Below are 20195 nucleotides of genomic sequence, written 5' to 3' on the forward strand. Positions count from 1 at the left end.
CAACAAAACCAGGAGGTGGCTTGCATAGCGGACATCCGAGCAAATCAGGTCAAACGAGGTCCGTCGGTCAATGAAGAAAAATTTGCTGAGATGTTGTACAAGGATTCTTTTGTTGATGGCATTCCGCTGGATGAGCTTGGAAAAGATTTGAGAAGAATGAAACGATATAGAAAAGAATTGGATAAGCGAAAATAGCCAAACCCCCATGGATGCATCCATGGGGGTCATTTATTATACAAGTTCAGGCAGTCGGCTTGGTTCCTTGGATTGTGCTTCGAGACCAGCTTTGTTCAGGAAGTTCCACGGCTGATTAAAGTGTGGCTGGAAAAAGAAGTCCGTGTACGCTAGTTCGTCGATGGTCATACCTGTTTGGATGCATACGCTCATTGTATTGATGGATTGTGTCACGTCCGCTTTGGAAATGACTTGTGCACCAAGGATGCGTCGGGTATCCGGGTGGATGGTCACCTTTAGAATTACGTTTTCTGCTGTCGGCATAAACGCCGGGCGATGAGTATCTTCAATTGTGATACTTTTCACATGAATGTCTAAAAGATTAGCAGATGTTTCCGTAAGGCCAGTAGAAGCCATGTTGAGATCGAAAATGTGAAGGCCGGATGTGCCTTGTGTTCCAACGTGTTTCATCGTCGGATCGATTAAATTGCGAGCGACCAGGGTTCCCATACGGACAGCATTCGTCGCAAGTGGAATATACATGTGTCCTCCCGTCGGATTGTAAGGAACAGCACAGCAGTCACCGGCAGCGAAAATTTCAGGGTCACTTGTTTGCATATATTCATTGACTTTGATAGCGCCGTTATCAAGCATGTCGACCTTTCCTTTTAACAGGTCCGTGTTCGGACGGAATCCGACGCAAAGGATGACAAGGTCTGTTTCGTATGTTCCGGCGTTTGTCGTGACGGTGGAGACAGATCCATTTGTCCCTTCAAAACGTTGGACCGTTTCGTTCATGGCTAGATGGATGCCGCGTTCTTTGAAATCGTCTTCGACCATGGTTGTAAATTCTTTATCCAGGTATTTGTTCAAGGTTCGATCCGCACCATCGATGAGCGTCACGTCTTTTCCTGCTTTTTCAAAGGCTTCAACAAGTTCTACCCCGATATATCCGGCTCCGACGACCGTGACCTTTTGGGCATTTTTCGCACGCTCAATGATCGTGTTTGCCTGGTGGTAGTTTTTCGCAAGTAAAATGTTTTCAAGATCGATGCCTTTGATTGGAGGAGTGACCGGCCAGGATCCTGTTGTCATCACGAGCTTATCGTACGTATCGTAGACGGTTTCGCCTGTAACAAGGTTTCTGGATTCAATGGTTCTTCTAACTGTATCGATGTGTTCCACGTCATGCTGCATTTTCATCGTCACACCAAGGTTTTGCAGCTCTTCAGGGGAAGAATAAAATAACCCTTGAGGATCATCGACGACTCCTCCGACATATAAAGCTAAACCACAGGATAGGAAAGATACGTTGTCATTTCGTTCATAAACGGTAATGTCTGCTTCTGGGTATAGTTTCGCCATATTTGTAACCGCAGCCGTACCTGCGTGAGTGCTTCCAATAACAGCAATTTTCATGGTAAATCCTCCTTGAATGTTCATGTGAAATATTTCACATGTTAAATATGGTTCTATTATAAAACGGTCCATATCGAAAAACAACCCTTTTGCTCAATATTTCACATAACATTTTTCCTTTTAATGTGTGACCAGGTCATACATATTTTGGAAAGTTTATGGATGCTTTGTTAATGGGCTGTGAGGTTTGTATTAATTTTGTGGTTAGTTGAAGGATATTACGCCCTGGCATGGAAGAGGTAGGCGAAGGTCTAATTTGTATAAAGGGAGTGCTTCATTTGAAAAGGATGTTCGTTTTCGTTGTTAGTCTTGTTTTTATTTTATTTGCCCATGGTGTTCAGGCTGCTGGAACGATAAACGTAGGCGATGCTTTGTACACCCCGAATGGAACAGATGTAACGGTCGAAGGGTATATTGTGGGTGTTCCTGTAAACGTTGATACGGTCGAGCAAAGTAATTTCACGAGTAATTATGCTTTAGCGGTAGCGGATGATGCTTCGGAAACTCAGGTGGACGACATGATTTTTGTGAAGTTGGATTCGGAATATCGTAGTGAATACGGCCTGCAAAACAACCCTGGGTTAATGGGTACGAAAATCAGAGTGAATGGTACAAGGGATGATTATTTCGCTCACCAAGGAATTGAGTATGTGACATCGATATCTAAAGTTTCATCCAATGATGGGGGAGAGGACGATGGTGGTACATATACTGGAAGCTACTATCAAGATGCGGAAGGTTTGTCTGGTTATGCATTGAAACAATCGCTGCATGAGATCATCGATGACCATACCGAGCTTTCTTATTCCAACGTGTGGGATGCACTGCGTCATACAGATGAAGATCCATCAAACCCGAACAATGTATTGCTTTTATACTCCGGAAAGTCCTACAGCAAGTATGACAACGGAGGTTATGTCGATGACTGGAACCGTGAGCATGTGTGGGCGAAGTCACATGGAGATTTCGGAACATCGATGGGAGCGGGGACAGATATCCATCACCTCCGTCCGACAGATGTAACGGTCAATTCAGCTCGTGGGAATCTGGACTTTGATGATGGAGGATCTTCTTTTTACGAAGCGCCGGGCACCTATTATGATAGTGACTCCTGGGAGCCTCGTGACGCGGTAAAAGGGGACGTCGCACGAATGATTTTTTATATGGCTGTCCGTTATGAAGGGGATCAGGGAGAATTGGATTTGGAAATTGCGGATTATGTAGGGACAAGCGGCCCATACTTAGGAAAGCTTTCTGTATTGAAGGAATGGCATGCACAGGATCCTGTCGACGACTTTGAACGAAATCGAAATGAAGTCATTTTTAATGATTATCAAGGAAACCGTAATCCTTTCATTGATCACCCAGAATACGTTGAGCAGATATGGTAAAGAATGAAGACAAGAACCGGACCACCAGAAGGGTCCGGTTTTTTATGGTTTTAATTACCAATATCTGTATGACCTGGTACAACAGTATTTGGAATATTCTTGTATGTTATACGATTGATGCAGGAGTTTGGTTTTGGGGTGTAGTAGTTTATAGGATATGAGATTTTTAGGAGGGATTGGATGGCGAGGGATGTGCGGTTTAAGGTGGAAGGGCAGCGGTTCAACTACCGGGCGGCTGGCATTATGATTGAGAATGATCATGTGCTTTTACATAAACAGGTGAATGATTCTTATTGGGCGCTGCCAGGTGGAGGCATTGAGCTTGGTGAAGCGTCTCAAGATACGATTGTGCGGGAGATGAAAGAAGAGCTTGGCTTTGCCGTTGAGGTGGAGCGTACGGTATGGATGGCGGAAACGTTTTTTTGAGCACCGCGGGGACGATATGCATGAAGTGGCTTTCTACTACCTATTAAAAACAAAGAAACCAAAATTCAGGGAAGGACCTTTCTATGGCCTTGAAGGGGAGCGGCTGATCTATCAATGGATCCCTATAGAAAATATGGACAAAATAGAAGTACGACCGCCTTTTCTCAGAAAAGCATTGCCGAATGTTCCATGTGAAACATCGCATCTCGTTGTGAAAGGGTAAGAGAGTTCTAGTCACTTACATAGGCTCGTACAATGGTACGAGTCCTATTTTTCGGAGGTGGGGAAGTGAAGAAAAAGTTCATCACTTGGACACTCGTGTTGTATGTCTTTTATGGTCTTTTGTTAGGCCTTTATTTCTTCCAGTGGACAGATGTCGGTGTTCCACCAGCTTATGAGGGAACGGCCGCGGATCCAGCGACTTTCATGACGGAAAAGGAGCTTGAGCTGAGTCAGGAGTATTCGCGGTATCAGAATTTCTTATCTTTCCTAGGGGAACCGCTCGAATGGATCCTCTATCTTGGTGTAATGATTTTTGGTGCTTCCGTGGTCTTTAGGAATTTCGGTGAGCAGATTTCCCGTTTCCGTATCATTCAAATTCCGCTCTTCGTTTTACTGCTACAAACCTTGACGACGATCTTTTTATTTCCTTTGGATTATGCGAAACGATGGTTATCTGTAGAATATGGCATTTCCACACAAAGTTTTTCCAGCTGGATGCGGGATGAGCTGATCGGCTTTTGGATCGGATTTATCATCATGGCCCTGCTCATCACAGTCCTTTACTTCCTTATGAAAAAGTTTGAAAAGCGCTGGTGGTTGATCGCCTGGGTGCTCATGATCCCATTTTTATTTTTCATGATGTACTTACAACCGGTCGTCATCGATCCGCTTTACAACGACTTTACTGAGCTTCAAAATAAGCAGCTTGAAGAGAAAATTCTCACGCTTGCGGATGAAGCAGATGTTCCTGCTGACCGGGTGTATGAAGTGAATATGTCTGAGAAGACGAACAGCATGAATGCCTATGTGAACGGCATTGGGTCGAATCTGCGTATCGTGCTGTGGGATACGACGCTCAATCACCTTGAAGAAAATGAAGTGCTATTTATTATGGCGCATGAAATCGGCCACTACGTCATGAACCATTTGTATTGGAATTTAGCTGGAGTCATTGTCGCGACGTTTTTTGGTCTTTTCTTCACCTATCATTTTTTACGTTTTGTGACGCGTAGATGGGGAGAACGACTGGGATTCACAAAAGTATCGGATATCGCTAGTTTGCCAATGTTCTTTCTCATCCTGACGATGCTTTCGTTCTTATCCAGCCCAGTTGAGCTTGCCATATCGAGGAATGCCGAAAAGGATGCCGATCAGTACGCGATTGAAATGACCCAGGATCTGGATGCAGCGATTGGTTCGTTCCAAGAGCTCACCGTGAACGGATTGAGTGACGTGCATCCCCCTGCGCTCGTCAAATATTTACGTTACGGACACCCGACAATGATGGAACGCATCCATATGCTTGAAACATATCAAGGCATGCATGTAAAAGAAGAGTAACGGACTTACAAGATCTGCCACACCAGGTCATCCATATTATGGATGACCTGGTGTGGCATTTTTTAGGTTGTATCTAGTATGTGAAGGGGTATTCTGATAGACTTTTAGTAAATAAGCTTGTAAACGTTATCATTTTAAATAGGAAGAAAGAGGAGGATATGGGATGCTTTCTATGCTTGAAGATTATCGGAATCAAGTGCTTGAGACGTTGTTTGGAAATGTAGAACATTGTATTGTCGTCGTCGATCGCGAGGGCTGCATTTCTTATATGAATGAAAGCTACTGCCGGTTCATTGATGTGGATCAAACGACTGTGAAAGGAAAGCATGTAACGGACGTCATTGAAAATACGCGCATGCATATCGTTGCGGATACTGGGGAAGAAGAAATGGCCGACCTTCAGCAGATCCGTGGCGATTATATGATTGCCCATCGCATTCCACTCTGGGAAAACGGCGAGGTGATCGGTGCTCTCGGTATGGTTCTTTTCCGTGACACGGATGAGTGGAAAATTATGAACACGCATATCAAGGATCTGCTTCTTGAGCTTGAAACCTACCGTAATCAAATGCAGCAGCAGAACGGGGCCAAGTATTCCCTGCATGACATCATTACGAGCTCGCCTGACGTTTTACAACTAAAAGAAAAGATTCGCAAAACGGCACACAGCGATGTATCTGTTCTGTTGCGAGGAGAGAGCGGAACAGGAAAAGAGCTGTTCGCTCACAGTATCCATCACCTCAGCGAGCGGAGCACAAAGCCTTTTGTGAAAGTGAACTGTGCGGCTATCCCCGAGGATCTCATCGAAGCGGAGCTGTTCGGCTATCAGGACGGGGCGTTTACGGGTGCGAAAAAAGGGGGCAAGCCCGGGAAATTTCAGCTTGCCCATGGGGGAACGCTTTTTCTTGATGAAATCGGAGACATGCCTCTAAGAGCGCAGGTGAAAATTTTGCGCGCTCTCCAGGAAGGGGAAATCGAAGCGGTGGGAGCGGTTCACCCGCAGGAAGTGGATGTCCGCATCATTGCTGCAACCAACCAGTCGCTCGAGGAAATGATTCAGGAGCAGCGTTTTCGCGAGGACCTTTTTTACCGGATTAATGTTGTCCAAATTGATATTCCCCCTCTCCGGACGAGACGAGGAGACATTAAAATCCTCTCCAAATATTTGCTGCAGAAAATATCCGACCGTACAGGCAAACGCGTGGAAGAGTTTTCGAAATCTGTTGAAGACGTCTTTTACAAATACCACTGGCCGGGTAATGTCCGTGAGCTTGAAAACGTCATCGAGTCAGCGGTCCATATGACCGACGGAGAAGCGGTTCAATATGAAGATCTTCCTGCCCATCTTCAAAAGGAATCAGCTCCTGCTCAGGAGGCGGAAACGTTGAAACAAATTGTAGAGCAGACGGAAAAGCACACCATTCAAAAAGTTTTAAAAGAAGCCGATGGGGATAAAAGTTTGGCTGCGAAACGGCTGGGCATTGGAAAATCATCTCTATATGACAAAGTGAAGAAATACAATCTCTAACCATTCCAGAAATCAGGAATCTATTCCGGATTTCTGGAATGGTTCTTTTTGTGCGTGCATGTAAGGGTTTTCATTAAATGCGTATGCCTGATTCCGGAAATCCGTAAAAGCGATTTCACAAAAGATTCAAAATCCTTGATGCAGCAATACCGTAAAGTTGGCACGAAAATTGCATGTAAATAGGTGAAGGGAGTGTGAAGACTCATGAAACAAATTTATTCATCATTTCATGAAGCTGTAAAAGATATAAAGGATCATTCAACAATTATGGTAGGAGGATTCGGGCTCGTCGGAATACCGGAGAACTTGATTCTTGCCCTCGTCGAATCGAACGTGAAGCATTTGACGGTCATCTCTAACAACTGCGGTGTCGATGATTGGGGACTCGGACTACTTTTGAAAAATAAACAGATTGATAAAATGATAGGTTCGTACGTGGGGGAAAACAAGGAATTTGAACGCCAGGTACTCGCAGGTGAACTTGAAGTCGAACTTACACCTCAAGGAACGTTAGCTGAGAAAATCCGTGCAGGTGGAGCTGGAATCCCAGCCTTTTACACACCAGCAGGAGTCGGTACGCCGATTGCGGAAGGCAAAGAGGTACGCACATTCAATGGTAAGGAATACCTTTTACAAGAAGGATTGACGGCAGACTTCAGTCTTGTCCGTGCGTTCAGAGGTGACCGTCACGGAAATCTCGTTTACAACAAAACGGCTCGCAACTTCAACCCGATGATGGCGGCAGCTGGTGCTGTGACGATTGCAGAAGTCGAAGAACTCGTCGAACCGGGTGAACTGGAAGCCGATGCGATTCATACGCCGGGCATTTATGTACAAGGACTGATTGAAGGCCAGCAGGAGAAGCGCATTGAACGTTATACGGTAAAAGCAGAAGCATAAATAGGAGGTAGATGAACAATGGCAGTACAAAAAGACAAAGCGGCAATCCGCGAAATGATTGCCAGACGAGCAGAGCAGGAAATTGAAAGCGGTTACTATGTAAACCTTGGAATCGGCATGCCGACCATGGTCGCGAACTACATCCAGCCGGATAAAGAAGTCGTGCTTCAGTCAGAAAACGGGCTTTTGGGTATTGGCCGGTCGCCTTATGAGCATGAAGTCGATCCGGATTTGATCAATGCCGGAAAAGAAACGGTGACGGCGTCTGTCGGTGCCGCTTACTGCGACAGTGCGGAATCATTTGCCATGATCCGTGGCGAGCACCTTGACTTAGCGATTTTAGGCGGCATGGAAGTCGCAGAAAACGGTGACCTTGCCAACTGGATGATTCCAGGGAAAATGATTAAAGGCATGGGTGGTGCGATGGATATCGTACACGGATCGAAAAAGGTCGTCATCATTATGGATCACGTCAACAAACATGGCGATCCGAAGATTTTGAAAGAATGTAAACTGCCGCTGACAGGAAAAGGCGTCGTTGACCGCATCATTACTGATCGAGCTGTCATGGACGTAACGGACGAAGGCCTGAAGCTCGTTGAAATTGCTGAAGGATGGACGGTAGACGAAATCAAAGAACAGACAGAAGCAGAACTCATCATCAGTGACGAACTTTTAAAAATGCCATCCAGCAAATAAGGAGGAACACCCATGGTTGAAAATAAGGTCGTATTCATTACAGGTGCAGCGAGCGGAATCGGCTATGAAATCGGAACCGAATTCGCCCGTAACGGTGCGAAAGTAGCGCTCAGCGATATAAACGAAGAAAAAGTGAAAGAAGCAGCGGATCGTTTGAATCAGGAAGGTTTGCAGGCGATCGGACTTGTCTGTGACGTGACGAAAGAGGAACAGATTCAGAATGCGATCGACGAAACGGTAGAAAAATTCGGCCGTCTTGATGTGCTTGTTAACAATGCAGGATTGCAGCACGTTGCGTCGATAGAAGATTTTCCATCAGAGAAGTTCGAGTTGATCACAAAAATCATGTTGGTTGCCCCGTTCATGGCGACGAAACATGCTTTCCCGATTATGAAAAAACAAGGGTTCGGCCGCATCATCAACATGGCGTCCATCAACGGATTGATTGGTTTTGCCGGCAAGTCTGCCTATAACAGTGCGAAACACGGGGTCATTGGCCTTACGAAAGTGACAGCTCTTGAAGGTGCAGAAGACGGCATCACCGTCAATGCAGTCTGTCCGGGTTACGTTGACACGCCACTTGTGCGCAATCAGCTGGAGGATCTAGCTAAAAACCGTGGCGTTTCTTTAGAAAAAGCGCTGGAAGAAGTCATTTATCCGCTTGTTCCACAAAAACGTCTTTTGACCGTTCAGGAAATTGCGGATTACACGCTGTTCCTTGCAAGCAATAAGGCTAAAGGGGTCACTGGTCAAGCGGTCGTCATTGATGGCGGCTATACGACTCAATAATCGAAAGGGGATTTTCACATGAAGCCAGTCTATATCGTAGAAGGGGCTCGTACTCCATTCGGAACCTTCGGCGGCGCATTGAAAGACGTCGATCCGACCGATTTAGGAGTGACGGCAAGTAAAGAAGCACTCAAGAGAAGCGGCATTTCGGCAGAACATATCGATCTCACCATCATGGGGAACGTTATCCATTCTTCTCAAAATGCACCATACTTAGCACGCCATATTTCCTTGAAAACAGGCGTGCCGCACACAAGCCCGGCTCTTGCGGTCAACCGTTTGTGTGGATCTGGTATGCAATCCGTCGTATCAGCTGCCCAGTCCATTCAGCTTGGCGAAGGGGAGACGGCTTTAGCTGGTGGTGTGGAAAGCATGAGTCTTGCACCTCATGCCATGCGCGGCAGTCGTTTTGGAACGAAGCTCGGTACACCGAAAGTTGACGATATGCTTTGGGCCGCTTTGACAGATGAGTACATCGGAGCAGGGATGGGTGTGACCGGTGAAAACCTCGCGGAGAAATACGAAATCTCAAGAGAACAACAGGATGAGTATGCGACACGCAGCCACAAGCTTGCAGCGGAGGCCCGTTCAACTGGAAAATTTGCGGATGAAATAGTCGCTGTAGAAATTAAGACACGTAAAGGGACTAAAGTGGTCGATCAAGATGAGCATATCCGTGAAGATACGAACCCTGAATCCTTATCCAAGTTGAAGCCTGCCTTCAAAAAGGACGGCACGGTAACAGGCGGAAACGCAAGCGGCATCAATGACGGCGCGGGTGCTGTCGTTTTAGCAAGTGAGAATTATGTGAGCGAACATAACGTCCAACCGATTGCTGAAATCCTATCCTGGTCCGTTGCAGGTGTTGAGCCTGAGTACATGGGCATCGGTCCAGCACCAGCGATTCGTCAAGCATTGGAAAAAGCAGAGCTCTCACTTGATGATATGGACCTTGTTGAAGTGAACGAAGCGTTCGCCTCTCAATATCTTGCTGTTGAAAAAGAACTAGGTCTTGACCGTGACAAAGTAAACGTCAACGGTGGAGCAATTGCTCTTGGTCATCCAATTGGCGTAAGCGGCACACGTGTCCTGTACACGATGATCAAGGAACTTAAACGAAGAGGTGGACGTTACGGCGTCGCATCGTTATGCATCGGCGGCGGTCAAGGCATCGCCATGGTCGTCGAGACTCAATAAACCTAAGGAGGAAAAACCATGCTCGGAATTTTTCTCGGACTTGCCGTATTGATGGCCCTCGCCTATTTAGGCTGGTCGATCATCTGGGTGGCGCCCATCGCAGCTGGTGTCGTCGCCCTCACCGGCGGTCTCGATCTACTTGAAGCTTATAAAGATACATACATGGGCGGATTCGTCGCCTTCGCTAAAGACTGGTTCCCGGTCTTCATGCTCGGAGCTATCTTCGGAAAACTGATGGAAGACACAGGGATGGCCCGATCTGTCGCAGTAGCCTTCACAAAATTGATTGGTACACAGCGTGCAATTTTAGGAGTGCTCGTATCCGCTGCAGTTCTGACGTACGGCGGAGTCAGCCTTTTCGTTGTTGTTTTTGCTGTTTACCCATTGGCCCTATCTCTTTTCCGTGAAGCGAACATCAGCCGAAAGCTGATTCCAGCAACGGTAGCATTAGGTGCTTTTACGTTTACGATGACAGCTCTGCCAGGTTCACCGCAAATTCAGAACCTGATCCCTATGGAATACTTCCAAACGGATGCCATGGCAGCCCCTGTGATGGGTATAATCGCAGGTATCATCATGGGTGGTGGAGGTTACTTTTACCTGAGATGGCGTGAGAAGAAACTTGTCGCTCAGGGAGAAGTTTTCACTGAACCGAAAGAAAAGAAAGAAATGGATCAACCTGATGAAACACCGAACTTCTTCTTGTCCCTTTTGCCATTATTAACGGTTCTTCTTACATTGAATCTATTAGACTGGGACGTTGTCACTGCCTTAATTTCAGGAATCGTGCTCATCATGCTCCTGAATGTGACAATGTATAAGAAGTTCATTCCATCCATGAACAGTGGAGCGGGCGGATCGGTTATTGCCATTATAAACACGAGTGCCGCGGTCGGCTTCGGTACAGTCGTACGTGAAGTTCCAGGGTTCGCCAACCTGACACAATTGCTGATGGGCATCAAAGGAAACCCATTGATCTCAGAAGCAATCGCCGTTAACGTGCTCGCTGGTGCAACCGGTTCCGCATCCGGTGGTATGGGAATCGCGCTTGAAGCGCTGGGATCCAAATACTATGAAATCGCCACGAATACCGGAATCAGTCCGGAAGCTTTTCACCGCGTAGCTTCCCCTGTCCTCCGGCGGTCTGGATGCGCTCCCGCACAACGGAGCGGTTTTGACACTGTTTGCGATTACGGGAATGACGCACAAAGACAGCTATAAAGATATCTTTGTCGTTGCTGTTCTCATTCCAGTCATCTCTGTAGCCTTCGTTATTTTATTGAACACGATTGGCATTCTGTAAGAGTTGAATAACCTTTATTTAACAGACCAGGTCATCCATATATTGGATGACCTGGTCTGTTTGATTTAAAAAAAAGAACCCGGTAAGAACCGGATTCCTTTGTGGTACGGTCTATTTCTTTCTGTTGAACGTCTTATCTTTGATCGATTTAAACGCTTTGGAAGAAGTGTCGACGGTCTTCCCAATGACGTCTGAGCCTTTCTCAGAGGCTTTCTTAACGATATTACCGGAAGAATCCACCGTTTTCCCAATCAATCCACCTTCACCCGTGATCGACTTAATGATCTTGCCAGAAGTGTCGACCGTATTATGAATGAAGTCATTGGCTTCTTTGGATACCCCTTTTACAAATCCATCATCATTTTTCTTTGCCTGCTCATTTTCCCTAGAGTCGTTGTTTTTCTTGAAGTCACTCATGCTCTCATCTCCTCTTTAGGAATTAATGGCTTACCTTTCATGTCTATGTGTAAAAGAGTTGTTTATGAACGATTTCCATATTATGTATGACCTGGTACACCTAATTATGGAAATCCACTTCGTGGTACACTAGAGAGAAATGAAGCGATACGGAGGAATACAGCATGAAGATTACAATTGTCAGTGTTGGGAAGTTGAAAGAAAAATATTTGAAGCAGGGGAATTGCGGAATACGTAAAGCGACTAGGACCTTACGCGAAAGTAGATGTCGTCGAGGTTCCGGACGAAAAAGCACCGGAAAACTTGAGTGAAGCGCAAATGGTTGAAGTGAAGCAAAAAGAAGGGGAACGCATTCTTTCGAAGATTTCACAAGATACATACGTCATCACGCTTGAAATCGAAGGCAAGCAGCTGACCTCTGAAAAGCTTGCGAAGAAAATGGATGAACTTGCGACGTACGGGAAGAGTAAAGTGGCGTTTGTTATCGGGGGGTCGCTTGGATTGAGTGATGAGGTGCTGGAGCGGAGTGATTTTGGGTTGTCGTTTTCAAATATGACGTTTCCTCACCAGTTGATGCGGTTGATGTTGGTGGAGCAGGTGTACCGGGCGTTTAAGATTATTCGGAATGAACCCTATCATAAGTAAAGAATAAACAGTTAAAACGATAATATTATTGGCATTGAAGTGATTCAGATATGAGTATACCTGTATGCATGAGAGAAGACTGTCGAAACTTTTTTCGGCAGTCTTTTTTCAATCAAAAGATGCAACTTGTGCCTTTAGGTGTTAACTTCTGTTGCTGTAAATGTTCCTTGAGCAATAGTCACCGTTTGATTACCTGTCAAATCTTCAGCTTCAGCTCTCAAAGTATAGTCGTGACTGCCTGTGAGTGGATTTTCATCACAACAAGTTAAAGCTGTCGTAATAGGGTTATTTGCGCTGGCGGTAGAGTCGCTGGCTGTGCATATAACTGTATCGTCATCCCGGATAATGGAGAAATTAACGGTTTCATTACCTGTACTGGCACTCCAAGTTATATATGCATTAAACCAGACAGTGTTATCGCTCTCGTCAACATTTATGTTTACAGTAGCTAAGTCAGCTGTTGGCTGTTGAGGTGTCAACGAAATATTTGAAAACTGCGTACAGTCAAATTCGATAAATACTCCTGGAGGCCCTGGAGGTCCTGGGGGACAAATACATTTACATGATTTGCAACATGTGCAACCACATTTTCTTTTCTTCATACTTCTCCCTTCTCCCTCCTTTCGTCATTGCTATATCATATTTTCGAATCGAATATATGATTGGACTAAACCCTAACATGTAAATTTTTTATAGTATTTATAGATGAAAAGCTGAATGGACTAGTATTGAAGGATTGTATCGTCATATCAGTAAATGCTTCTTAATATTTATGATTATGGAGAACCTTAAACCGTTTTATAATTGGTAGCGTTCAGAAATTTTTTTATTATAGAAAAGATTATCGCTTACAAAATTGGGAGGAAGTTTTACATGCCACATCCACGCTCACATATACTGAGTAATAATGAAGTGATATTTTATGGTTAAAAAACAAGAGTTCAGCACCTTCAAACGTTTCCTGCCTCCCACAGCCACCATCGTTCATCTTGCAACACCCAGCGCCAAGCCATCCGTATTAAGCACCGATGTGGATGGGGATGGTGTTCCAGAAATCGCAGGCGTCTACTACTGGCGAGGTGAAAACTATCTGATGATTTTGAAGCAAGGACCAGATGGATGGTACGTTGCTGATACTAAAAAAGGTAAAGGGTACGGAGTGAAGTACTTAGGGGCGGCTCCACTAAAAAACAGAAACGAATACAATATCCTTGTCGGTTGGCAAGTAGGATCGATTTGGGCAGACCTCAGTGTTTATAAATGGGATAGTGGAGGGTTCACAGATTTAGTTGAAGGTAATCAATACTTCAGTATGATTGATGTGGAAGACATAGAGAATGAGTATGGAAGAGATGGAATTTACGAGGTTGCATTGTGGAAACACGATACCGGTTTAGCCTACATTGTAGAGGTTTTCCGTTTGGGACATGATGGGTTTGAAAGGGCAGAAGATGTTTATCCCGCTTATTTTCAAAAAGTGGAACGATATTACGGCTCACTATTAAGGGAATATGATTCTTCTACGTATTGGTATTATTTAGCGGATTCACAAATAAAAACAGGACGTAAACAAGAAGCCTATAAGTCTATTACTCGTGCTTTAGCTTTTGAATATCCTTATCCCTCAAGAGATCAGTTGCTAAATTTAAGAAGGAATCTTTGTGAGTTTGAACCGTTTCCTAATCAAAAGGGAATAGATTTCTCTTCTCTCACTTATGTTTGTTCAGAAACTGAAAGAGATCCAAAATTGGAAGCAGCGATTGAACAGGAATATAACCTTACATTATCTGAAGAAAACATCAGGTATTATTATAATAGAATCGACTTGAATAACGATGGGGACAAAGAGGTTTTTGTATTTTTAGTTGGGCCATTTGTCTGTGGGACGGGTGGGTGCAGTGCTGTTATTTTCAAAGACATAGAAGGGGAATATCAAGTGTTGTCGCGCTTCTCCCTCGTAAGAAATCCCGTTATTGTATCCAATACAACAACCAATGGGTATCGCGATTTGATTATGTATGTGGCGGGAGGAGGAATAGAAGACTTCTTTGCTCACATCAAGTTCGATGGTCATACCTATCCTCTGAACCCATCCGTTCAGCCGAGTGTCGCACCTGGAACGAAAGTAGAAGGGGTAGCAATCGTTGCAGATGATTTGGCAAAGAGTAAAGGGATCCCATTCAATTAATATGTAAAAAAGAGCCTGTTCCTCATAAAGAGAACAGGCTCTTTTTCTATTGGTAGTTCACAATTGCTGGGCTTGGATCGAGTTTTACCACTTCTTCCGGTGTCATCACCGGCTCATCTTTATCATAAAAAACTTTAAACCCACCATACTGGGAAGGCTTGTCACGCACATATTTTTTATACAGCGCCATTTTATCAATGGATGACCCCCAGCCGTCAAAATTAAGCGCCACTTCTACATTGTCCGTGGGTTGGATAGCATCTTTATTCGTCAGCACGTGTTCTGTGAACTGGTGGACAAGGACAAATTTATCAGGAAGATTATTTTTCTCCGTAAGCTTGGATAGGTATTCGACCGCTTTTTGAATTTCAGTTCCATCGACCTGGCCGAGATCTTCACCTGGTACTTCACCTTCATCGACTTGGAATTCTGTGTCGATCGCCAGGTGAACGTTCGGGTGCTTAAGCCACTTCTCAATGCTTTTCACCTGGTTCATGACTGTATCAGTTCCTAGCTGAATATCAAGAAGAACGAGAGCATCATGTTTCTCGGCTAGTTTTACATACTCCTCAATCTTTTCATCCGGGAGCTTGCTAACATATGTACCCTCAGGACCCGGATCGCGTTGAGCCATTGTCGTAATCAGTTCAATGGTTGGGATGGCCGGCCGCGCAGGATCAGCATTTGAGTAGGCCTGTGCCTGCTCCTTGATCTGGTTCATTAGTTCCTCCGGCTTCATTGTACCGAGAATTCCCATGTTTTCCGATTGAGGGGTCCCATAATAAGCGACAAGTCTGTGGTCTTTCAATGGTCCATCAGACTTATCCTTCACCCCCTTGGCGAGCGTTTCACCAGCAGGTACAGAGCGAGCTGGATCACCACCGAGAGCCAGTTCCTGATCTGGCATATTCGTCCGTTCTTCTTTGGACAAGCGTTCCTTGAGGGGAACGGCGTCTTCAGATGGTTCTAACGCTTGATAAGGAGGCTCTGGGTCCTTTTTTTGTTCTGGTGTCGTTTCTTTGTTCGGAGCTTCTTCTGCCTCTTTCGAAGTCTGCTCTGCACAGGCTCCAAGAAAAATAACGAGTAGGACAGCAAGCAGCAGTTGTGTGAATTTTTTCATGGTGTCATACACTTCCTTTTAACAGAAAAGTTTGGTTGTAAAGGTACAATATAGAAGAATGCTAACATATTGTTCATGATCCAAGGCACATGTCATGAGAATGAAAAAGAAATATAATGAAGTGGTCTTATGTTTTGGTGGTAGGGGCATTAAGATGTGCGGAAGTTTGAGAGAGAGGTTTTTTTGAAAGAGTATGATTTAAAGATTGGATACAAAGAGAAAAAGATTTAGTACGTGATGCAGGGGAAATAATTTTATTGCAAAAGTCATGTCCTTTTCATGTAAAAACTAAGGAGCAGGATTTTTGTATGATCTTCACATTCCTATATAATAAAGGAAGTAAACTTCCATCTCACAACTAGAAAGAAGGATCACACGTGTCAAAAGCAGTCACTATCATTCTGCAAATTGTAGGCTTATATATGATCTATCTACTCGGAACACTCATACAAAACACATTCAATCTATTCATTCTAGGCAGTGTCATCGGACTGGTCATCCTTTTCGCACTTTTATCATTAAAAATAGTTCCCGAACACTGGCTCAAACAAGGCGTTGGTTTCATGATCAAACATCTGCCGTTCTTTTTCATTCCGGCAACGGTCGGGGTCATGAGCTATGCGTACGTTTTTGAAGGGAAAGGGGTTCTTTTAATACTGATCGGTCTGTTGAGTACGGCTTTAGTGATGGGGATCTCAGGCTTCGTCGCTCAGTGGATGGCGAGAAGGAGGGAGGCTGCTCATGAATGATCTTCTTCTGGCTTCAGTCCTAATCATTCTGACGATCGTTATCTATCAAGGGGCATTGTTCGCTTATCGCAGGTTTCGCCGCATCTATACGGCGCCGATTATCTTGTCGACGGTGACGATTATCCTTCTTTTACTGTTGTTCGGTTTTTCCTATGATACGTATATGCTTGGCGGCAAGTGGATTGATTATTTACTTGGTCCGGCAGTGGTTGCGCTTGCTTTCCCTCTTTATCAGTACCGTGACCTTTTGAAAAGGATGCTCCTGCCGATTTTGGTAGGGACTTCGGTAGGCGCGTTTATTGGCGTGACCTCTGGACTTCTGCTCAGCAAATGGGCAGGGTTCAGTGAATTAATCATCCACTCGATCGTTCCGAAATCGGTAACCACCCCTGTCGCGATGTCGATTGCAGAATCAAGCGGCGGTGTCATGCCACTCGCAGCGGTGTTTGTCATGATTGCAGGCATTGGTGGGGTGCTGATCCACCCTGTGGTGATGCGCTATGCCCGTTTGACCCACCCTCTTGGAAAAGGCGTCGGTATGGGTAGTGCTTCTCATGCAATTGGGACAGCGACGTCGATGGAACGGGATCCACTTGAAGGTTCAGTGAGTACAATTGCGATGGTGTTAAGTGCTGTCATCGTTTCGGTCCTGGCGCCGGGATTAACATTACTATTCATGTGAAAAAGGTCTGCCTCTTTTTTGAGGCAGACCTTTTTTGACCAGAAGAAGGAAGTCCTTACCCCAGTTCCCTTTTGAACAACACCTTTGGATTTGCTGGATACTGAACAACTCCGAGATTTCTTGAATAGTCTGGTGGAGAAAGTTTTTTATTTTTTAAATCAATGGGAATCATATGGAATTAACGTTGTAAGGGTTACCAAATATTTTAATTTTTCAACAATAGTGATACACTGAACATAGATAAAAATATCTGATAATAGGGAGAATGAAAGGGAAATGAGCAAAAAATACTCGAAGACAGACGTGATTTTAATTGGTGCAGGGATCATGAGTGCGACATTAGGATCTTTGCTTAAAGAATTGGTGCCGGACTGGAACATTCGCGTGTTTGAAAGGCTTGGAAGTGCAGGGGAAGAAAGTTCAAATGTATGGAACAATGCAGGCACAGGCCATGCAGCCCTTTGTGAGCTGAATTACACGAACGAAAAGCCCGACGGCTCGATCGATATGACAAAAGCCATTAAAGTAAATGAACAGTTTCAAGTCTCCAAGCAATTTTGGTCTTATCTCGTGAAAAACAACCGAATTAGTAATCCGAATGACTTTATTATGCCATTGCCTCACATGAGTTTCGTTCAGGGAGAGAGAAACGTTGACTTCCTAAAAAAGCGCTTTAACACCATGGTTGCGAATCCGTTGTTCAAGGACATGGAATTTTCCGATGACCCAGACAAACTGGAAAAGTGGATTCCTCTGATCATGAAGAACCGGACGATTACAGAACCAATTGCAGCAACGAAGATTGATGCAGGAACGGACGTGAACTTCGGTTCGCTGACACGGAAAATGTTCGATTATCTAGAAAAAGAAAATCTCGAAATCAATTATAAGCACAGCGTTGAGGATATCAAACGTGCGGAAGACGGTTCCTGGGAAGTGAAAGTGCGCGATCTTCAGAACAATAAGATGGAATTTCATAAGTCCGATTTTGTCTTCATCGGCGGTGGGGGCGGAAGTCTTCACTTGCTGCAAAAAACGGGTATTCCTGAATCCAAACAAATTGGCGGATTCCCTGTCAGTGGTCTGTTCATGGTGTGCAACAACCCGGAAGTGATTGCCGAACACCGTGCAAAAGTGTACGGCAAAGCGAAAGTCGGTGCCCCACCGATGTCAGTTCCTCACTTGGACACACGTTTTATCGACGGCAAGGAGAGCTTGCTTTTCGGACCTTTCGCCGGCTTCTCACCGAAGTTTTTGAAAACCGGATCGCTGCTTGATTTGATTACATCCGTGCAAAAGGATAACCTTGCGACTATGGTCGCAGCAGGCGTGAAAAACGTTTCTTTGACGAAATATCTGATCGAGCAGGTCATCCAGTCGAAAGAAAAGCGTCTGGAAGAACTACGTGAATTCATCCCTACGGCCAAAGCAGAGGATTGGGATCTCGTCACCGCAGGTCAACGCGTACAGGTCATCAAGGATACCGAGGGTGGAGGGAAAGGGACCCTCCAATTCGGAACCGAAGTTGTCAGTTCTGCAGATGGGTCTATTGCTGCCTTGCTTGGGGCCTCTCCAGGAGCATCGACAGCCGTTTCGGTTATGGTTGAGCTGATGGGGAGATGTTTCCCAGAGCAGCTGAAAGAGTGGGAGCCGAAGCTCAAGGAGATGATTCCTTCTTACGGGAAAGAATTAGTTGAAAATCCAGAATTGATCCGTGAGATTCATGCGACGACCGAAGAGACACTTGGGTTGACCGAGGAGCAGGAAGAGAGCCCTGTGAATATTTAAGAAAATTAAAGTTGCCTCTATCCACAAGGTGGTAGGGCAACTTTTTTATTGTTTTTTCACGTGATGACCTATAACGAGTGTTCATTGCCCTCTCGTTTGAATATCTTCTAACCTTGTTTTAAAGTCCCCTATCGAGGTAGCGCCCATTTTTTCAGTCAAAAGTTGTATGTGTTTTTCATTCTTTTCGCGAATGGCTTTTCCTTCTGACTTGGTTACGATTGATAAAAAGAGGGATTTCGTTACGATGGGCTTTTGAGAAAGCACCCTCTGTATGTGGGAGGAAAACAAGAATGAAGTTTCCAAGGTTTAATGCATCGCAAATAAGAATAGCGAGACCAACGGATCAATTCGAAAACGTGATCGATTTTTATGAGGCAGGACTTGGTTTAGAGAGACTAACAGACTTTGCAGGTCACAGAGGATATGAGGGAGTGGTTTATGGATTACCCGGTCTACCCTACCAACTCGAGTTTACTAGACATGAGTCAGGCAGCCCATGCCCTGCACCCTCCAAGGATAATCTGCTTGTTTTTTATATAGAAAACAGGGGTGAGGTGTTAGATGTAGCTGAAAGACTCCATGATATGGGGTATCAAGAAGTGGAATCTGAAAACCCATATTGGGAAGAAAAGGGGATAACGATAGAAGATCCCGATGGTTGGAGAGTCGTTTTAATGAATACGAAAGGGATTTGATAAAAGGGTTAAAAGAAGAGTATGGTTTTAGAATCTCTGTGCTTCTTTCTTTATTTCTGCCGCCTCCATACCGTTCCTCATTAACGGTTTCATCGAGTCTAATTTATGGCTCACCCTTTTACCTTCAATTATTTGTCTTCGATTGTCCTGGTTTGAAATAATGAAAAAATGTAAGGAGGAGTGTGCATGTTGTTCTTTATTATTCTTGTCTGCATGTTATTAGGTTGGTTGATTATGACGACCGGGCCTTTAATGGGAGGAATCATCACTTTTGGTATTGTCGTTGGCTGCTTATTTAGGGGATTGTTTCTCATCAGTGAAATACATAAACAAATAGTCAAAGGTGAGAAAGGGGCAGACTCAGACATCGATATGGGCAAGGGGGAATTATCATATTGCCGCCTCAGCCCTATTGATAAGTAGTATGAATATAGGAATGGAAAAGCATGGATAAAAAATGACGTCCATGTTTTTTTATGGCTAAAAGCCCCTTTTTAAAAACAGGTGTTGCAAAACGACACC

The 20195-nt window shown here is 44.7% G+C and carries 19 protein-coding genes and 2 pseudogenes; 17 read left to right on the forward strand and 4 right to left on the reverse strand.

All coding sequences use genetic code 11. The features are described 5' to 3' along the window. Positions 1-231: 231 nt before the first annotated feature. Positions 232-1593, reverse strand: coding sequence for an FAD-dependent oxidoreductase (locus LC065_RS05125; protein WP_226593388.1), 1362 nt, complete (start codon positions 1591-1593; stop codon positions 232-234). A gap of 287 nt (positions 1594-1880) precedes the next feature. On the opposite strand from LC065_RS05125, the gene LC065_RS05130 reads away from it, so the two are divergent. The 10 genes and pseudogenes from LC065_RS05130 to LC065_RS05175 all read left to right on the forward strand — a co-directional run bounded on the left by LC065_RS05130 (position 1881) and on the right by LC065_RS05175 (position 11389). Continuing rightward, positions 1881-2984, forward strand: coding sequence for an endonuclease (locus LC065_RS05130; RefSeq protein WP_226593571.1), 1104 nt, complete (start codon positions 1881-1883; stop codon positions 2982-2984). A gap of 180 nt (positions 2985-3164) precedes the next feature. After that, positions 3165-3410 carry an NUDIX domain-containing protein gene (locus LC065_RS05135; protein WP_306163782.1) on the forward strand — a complete coding sequence of 82 codons (246 nt, stop codon included), beginning with the start codon at positions 3165-3167 and terminating at the stop codon, positions 3408-3410. Positions 3411-3426: 16 nt separating this feature from the next. Continuing rightward, a complete protein-coding gene (locus LC065_RS05140) occupies positions 3427-3633 on the forward strand; it encodes an NUDIX hydrolase (protein ID WP_306163783.1) in 207 nt (68 codons plus the stop codon). Positions 3634-3698: 65 nt separating this feature from the next. Beyond that, entirely contained in the window at positions 3699-4973 is a 1275-nt protein-coding gene (locus tag LC065_RS05145) for a M48 family metallopeptidase (RefSeq protein ID WP_226593384.1), read from the forward strand. A 163-nt stretch (positions 4974-5136) separates the two neighbouring features. After that, positions 5137-6501, forward strand: a complete 1365-nt coding sequence (locus tag LC065_RS05150) for a sigma-54 interaction domain-containing protein (protein WP_226593382.1) — start codon at positions 5137-5139, stop codon at positions 6499-6501. A 204-nt stretch (positions 6502-6705) separates the two neighbouring features. Continuing rightward, positions 6706-7401 (forward strand): CoA transferase subunit A, encoded by a 696-nt coding sequence (locus LC065_RS05155; RefSeq protein WP_115823022.1) that lies wholly within the window; start codon positions 6706-6708, stop codon positions 7399-7401. Between the two features lie 18 nt (positions 7402-7419). Further along, entirely contained in the window at positions 7420-8100 is a 681-nt protein-coding gene (locus LC065_RS05160; protein ID WP_226593380.1) for a 3-oxoacid CoA-transferase subunit B, read from the forward strand. 12 nt (positions 8101-8112) lie between these two features. After that, entirely contained in the window at positions 8113-8889 is a 777-nt protein-coding gene (locus LC065_RS05165; RefSeq protein WP_226593378.1) for a 3-hydroxybutyrate dehydrogenase, read from the forward strand. Between the two features lie 18 nt (positions 8890-8907). Further along, positions 8908-10086 carry a thiolase family protein gene (locus tag LC065_RS05170; RefSeq protein WP_226593377.1) on the forward strand — a complete coding sequence of 393 codons (1179 nt, stop codon included), beginning with the start codon at positions 8908-8910 and terminating at the stop codon, positions 10084-10086. Positions 10087-10104: 18 nt separating this feature from the next. Further along, positions 10105-11389, forward strand: a pseudogene (locus tag LC065_RS05175) (GntP family permease). A 111-nt stretch (positions 11390-11500) separates the two neighbouring features. Here LC065_RS05175 and LC065_RS05180 read toward each other — a convergent pair. Continuing rightward, on the reverse strand, positions 11501-11806 hold the full coding sequence (locus LC065_RS05180; RefSeq protein WP_226593373.1) for a hypothetical protein: 306 nt from the start codon (positions 11804-11806) through the stop codon (positions 11501-11503). A gap of 164 nt (positions 11807-11970) precedes the next feature. Between LC065_RS05180 and rlmH the strand changes: the two are divergent. Further along, a pseudogene (gene rlmH, locus LC065_RS05185) lies at positions 11971-12451 on the forward strand (23S rRNA (pseudouridine(1915)-N(3))-methyltransferase RlmH). A 134-nt stretch (positions 12452-12585) separates the two neighbouring features. On the opposite strand, the gene LC065_RS05190 reads toward rlmH, so the two are convergent. Then, on the reverse strand, positions 12586-13053 hold the full coding sequence (locus LC065_RS05190) for a hypothetical protein (RefSeq protein ID WP_226593369.1): 468 nt from the start codon (positions 13051-13053) through the stop codon (positions 12586-12588). 320 nt (positions 13054-13373) lie between these two features. Here LC065_RS05190 and LC065_RS05195 point away from each other — a divergent pair, with 320 nt between their 5' ends. Next, complete coding sequence (locus LC065_RS05195) at positions 13374-14639, forward strand: hypothetical protein (RefSeq protein ID WP_226593368.1); 1266 nt, start codon at positions 13374-13376, stop codon at positions 14637-14639. Positions 14640-14685: 46 nt separating this feature from the next. On the opposite strand, the gene LC065_RS05200 is transcribed toward LC065_RS05195, so the two are convergent. After that, on the reverse strand, positions 14686-15759 hold the full coding sequence (locus LC065_RS05200; RefSeq protein WP_226593367.1) for a hypothetical protein: 1074 nt from the start codon (positions 15757-15759) through the stop codon (positions 14686-14688). Between the two features lie 377 nt (positions 15760-16136). Between LC065_RS05200 and LC065_RS05205 the strand changes: the two genes are divergently transcribed. The 5 genes from LC065_RS05205 to LC065_RS05225 all read left to right on the forward strand — a co-directional run bounded on the left by LC065_RS05205 (position 16137) and on the right by LC065_RS05225 (position 20096). Next, positions 16137-16508, forward strand: coding sequence for a CidA/LrgA family protein (locus LC065_RS05205; protein WP_306163784.1), 372 nt, complete (start codon positions 16137-16139; stop codon positions 16506-16508). Then, on the forward strand, positions 16501-17190 hold the full coding sequence (locus LC065_RS05210; protein ID WP_226593365.1) for an LrgB family protein: 690 nt from the start codon (positions 16501-16503) through the stop codon (positions 17188-17190). The genes LC065_RS05205 and LC065_RS05210 overlap by 8 nt, the downstream gene beginning before the upstream one ends. Before the next feature lie 276 nt (positions 17191-17466). Continuing rightward, positions 17467-18978, forward strand: coding sequence for a malate:quinone oxidoreductase (locus LC065_RS05215; RefSeq protein ID WP_226593364.1), 1512 nt, complete (start codon positions 17467-17469; stop codon positions 18976-18978). Positions 18979-19268: 290 nt separating this feature from the next. After that, entirely contained in the window at positions 19269-19673 is a 405-nt protein-coding gene (locus LC065_RS05220; RefSeq protein ID WP_226593363.1) for a VOC family protein, read from the forward strand. Positions 19674-19859: 186 nt separating this feature from the next. Beyond that, positions 19860-20096, forward strand: coding sequence for a hypothetical protein (locus LC065_RS05225; protein ID WP_226593362.1), 237 nt, complete (start codon positions 19860-19862; stop codon positions 20094-20096). The last annotated feature ends 99 nt before the right edge of the window (positions 20097-20195 follow it).

Origin of the sequence: Halobacillus litoralis, from assembly GCF_020524085.2 — a bacterium.
GTDB lineage: Bacteria > Bacillota > Bacilli > Bacillales > Halobacillaceae > Halobacillus > Halobacillus litoralis_E.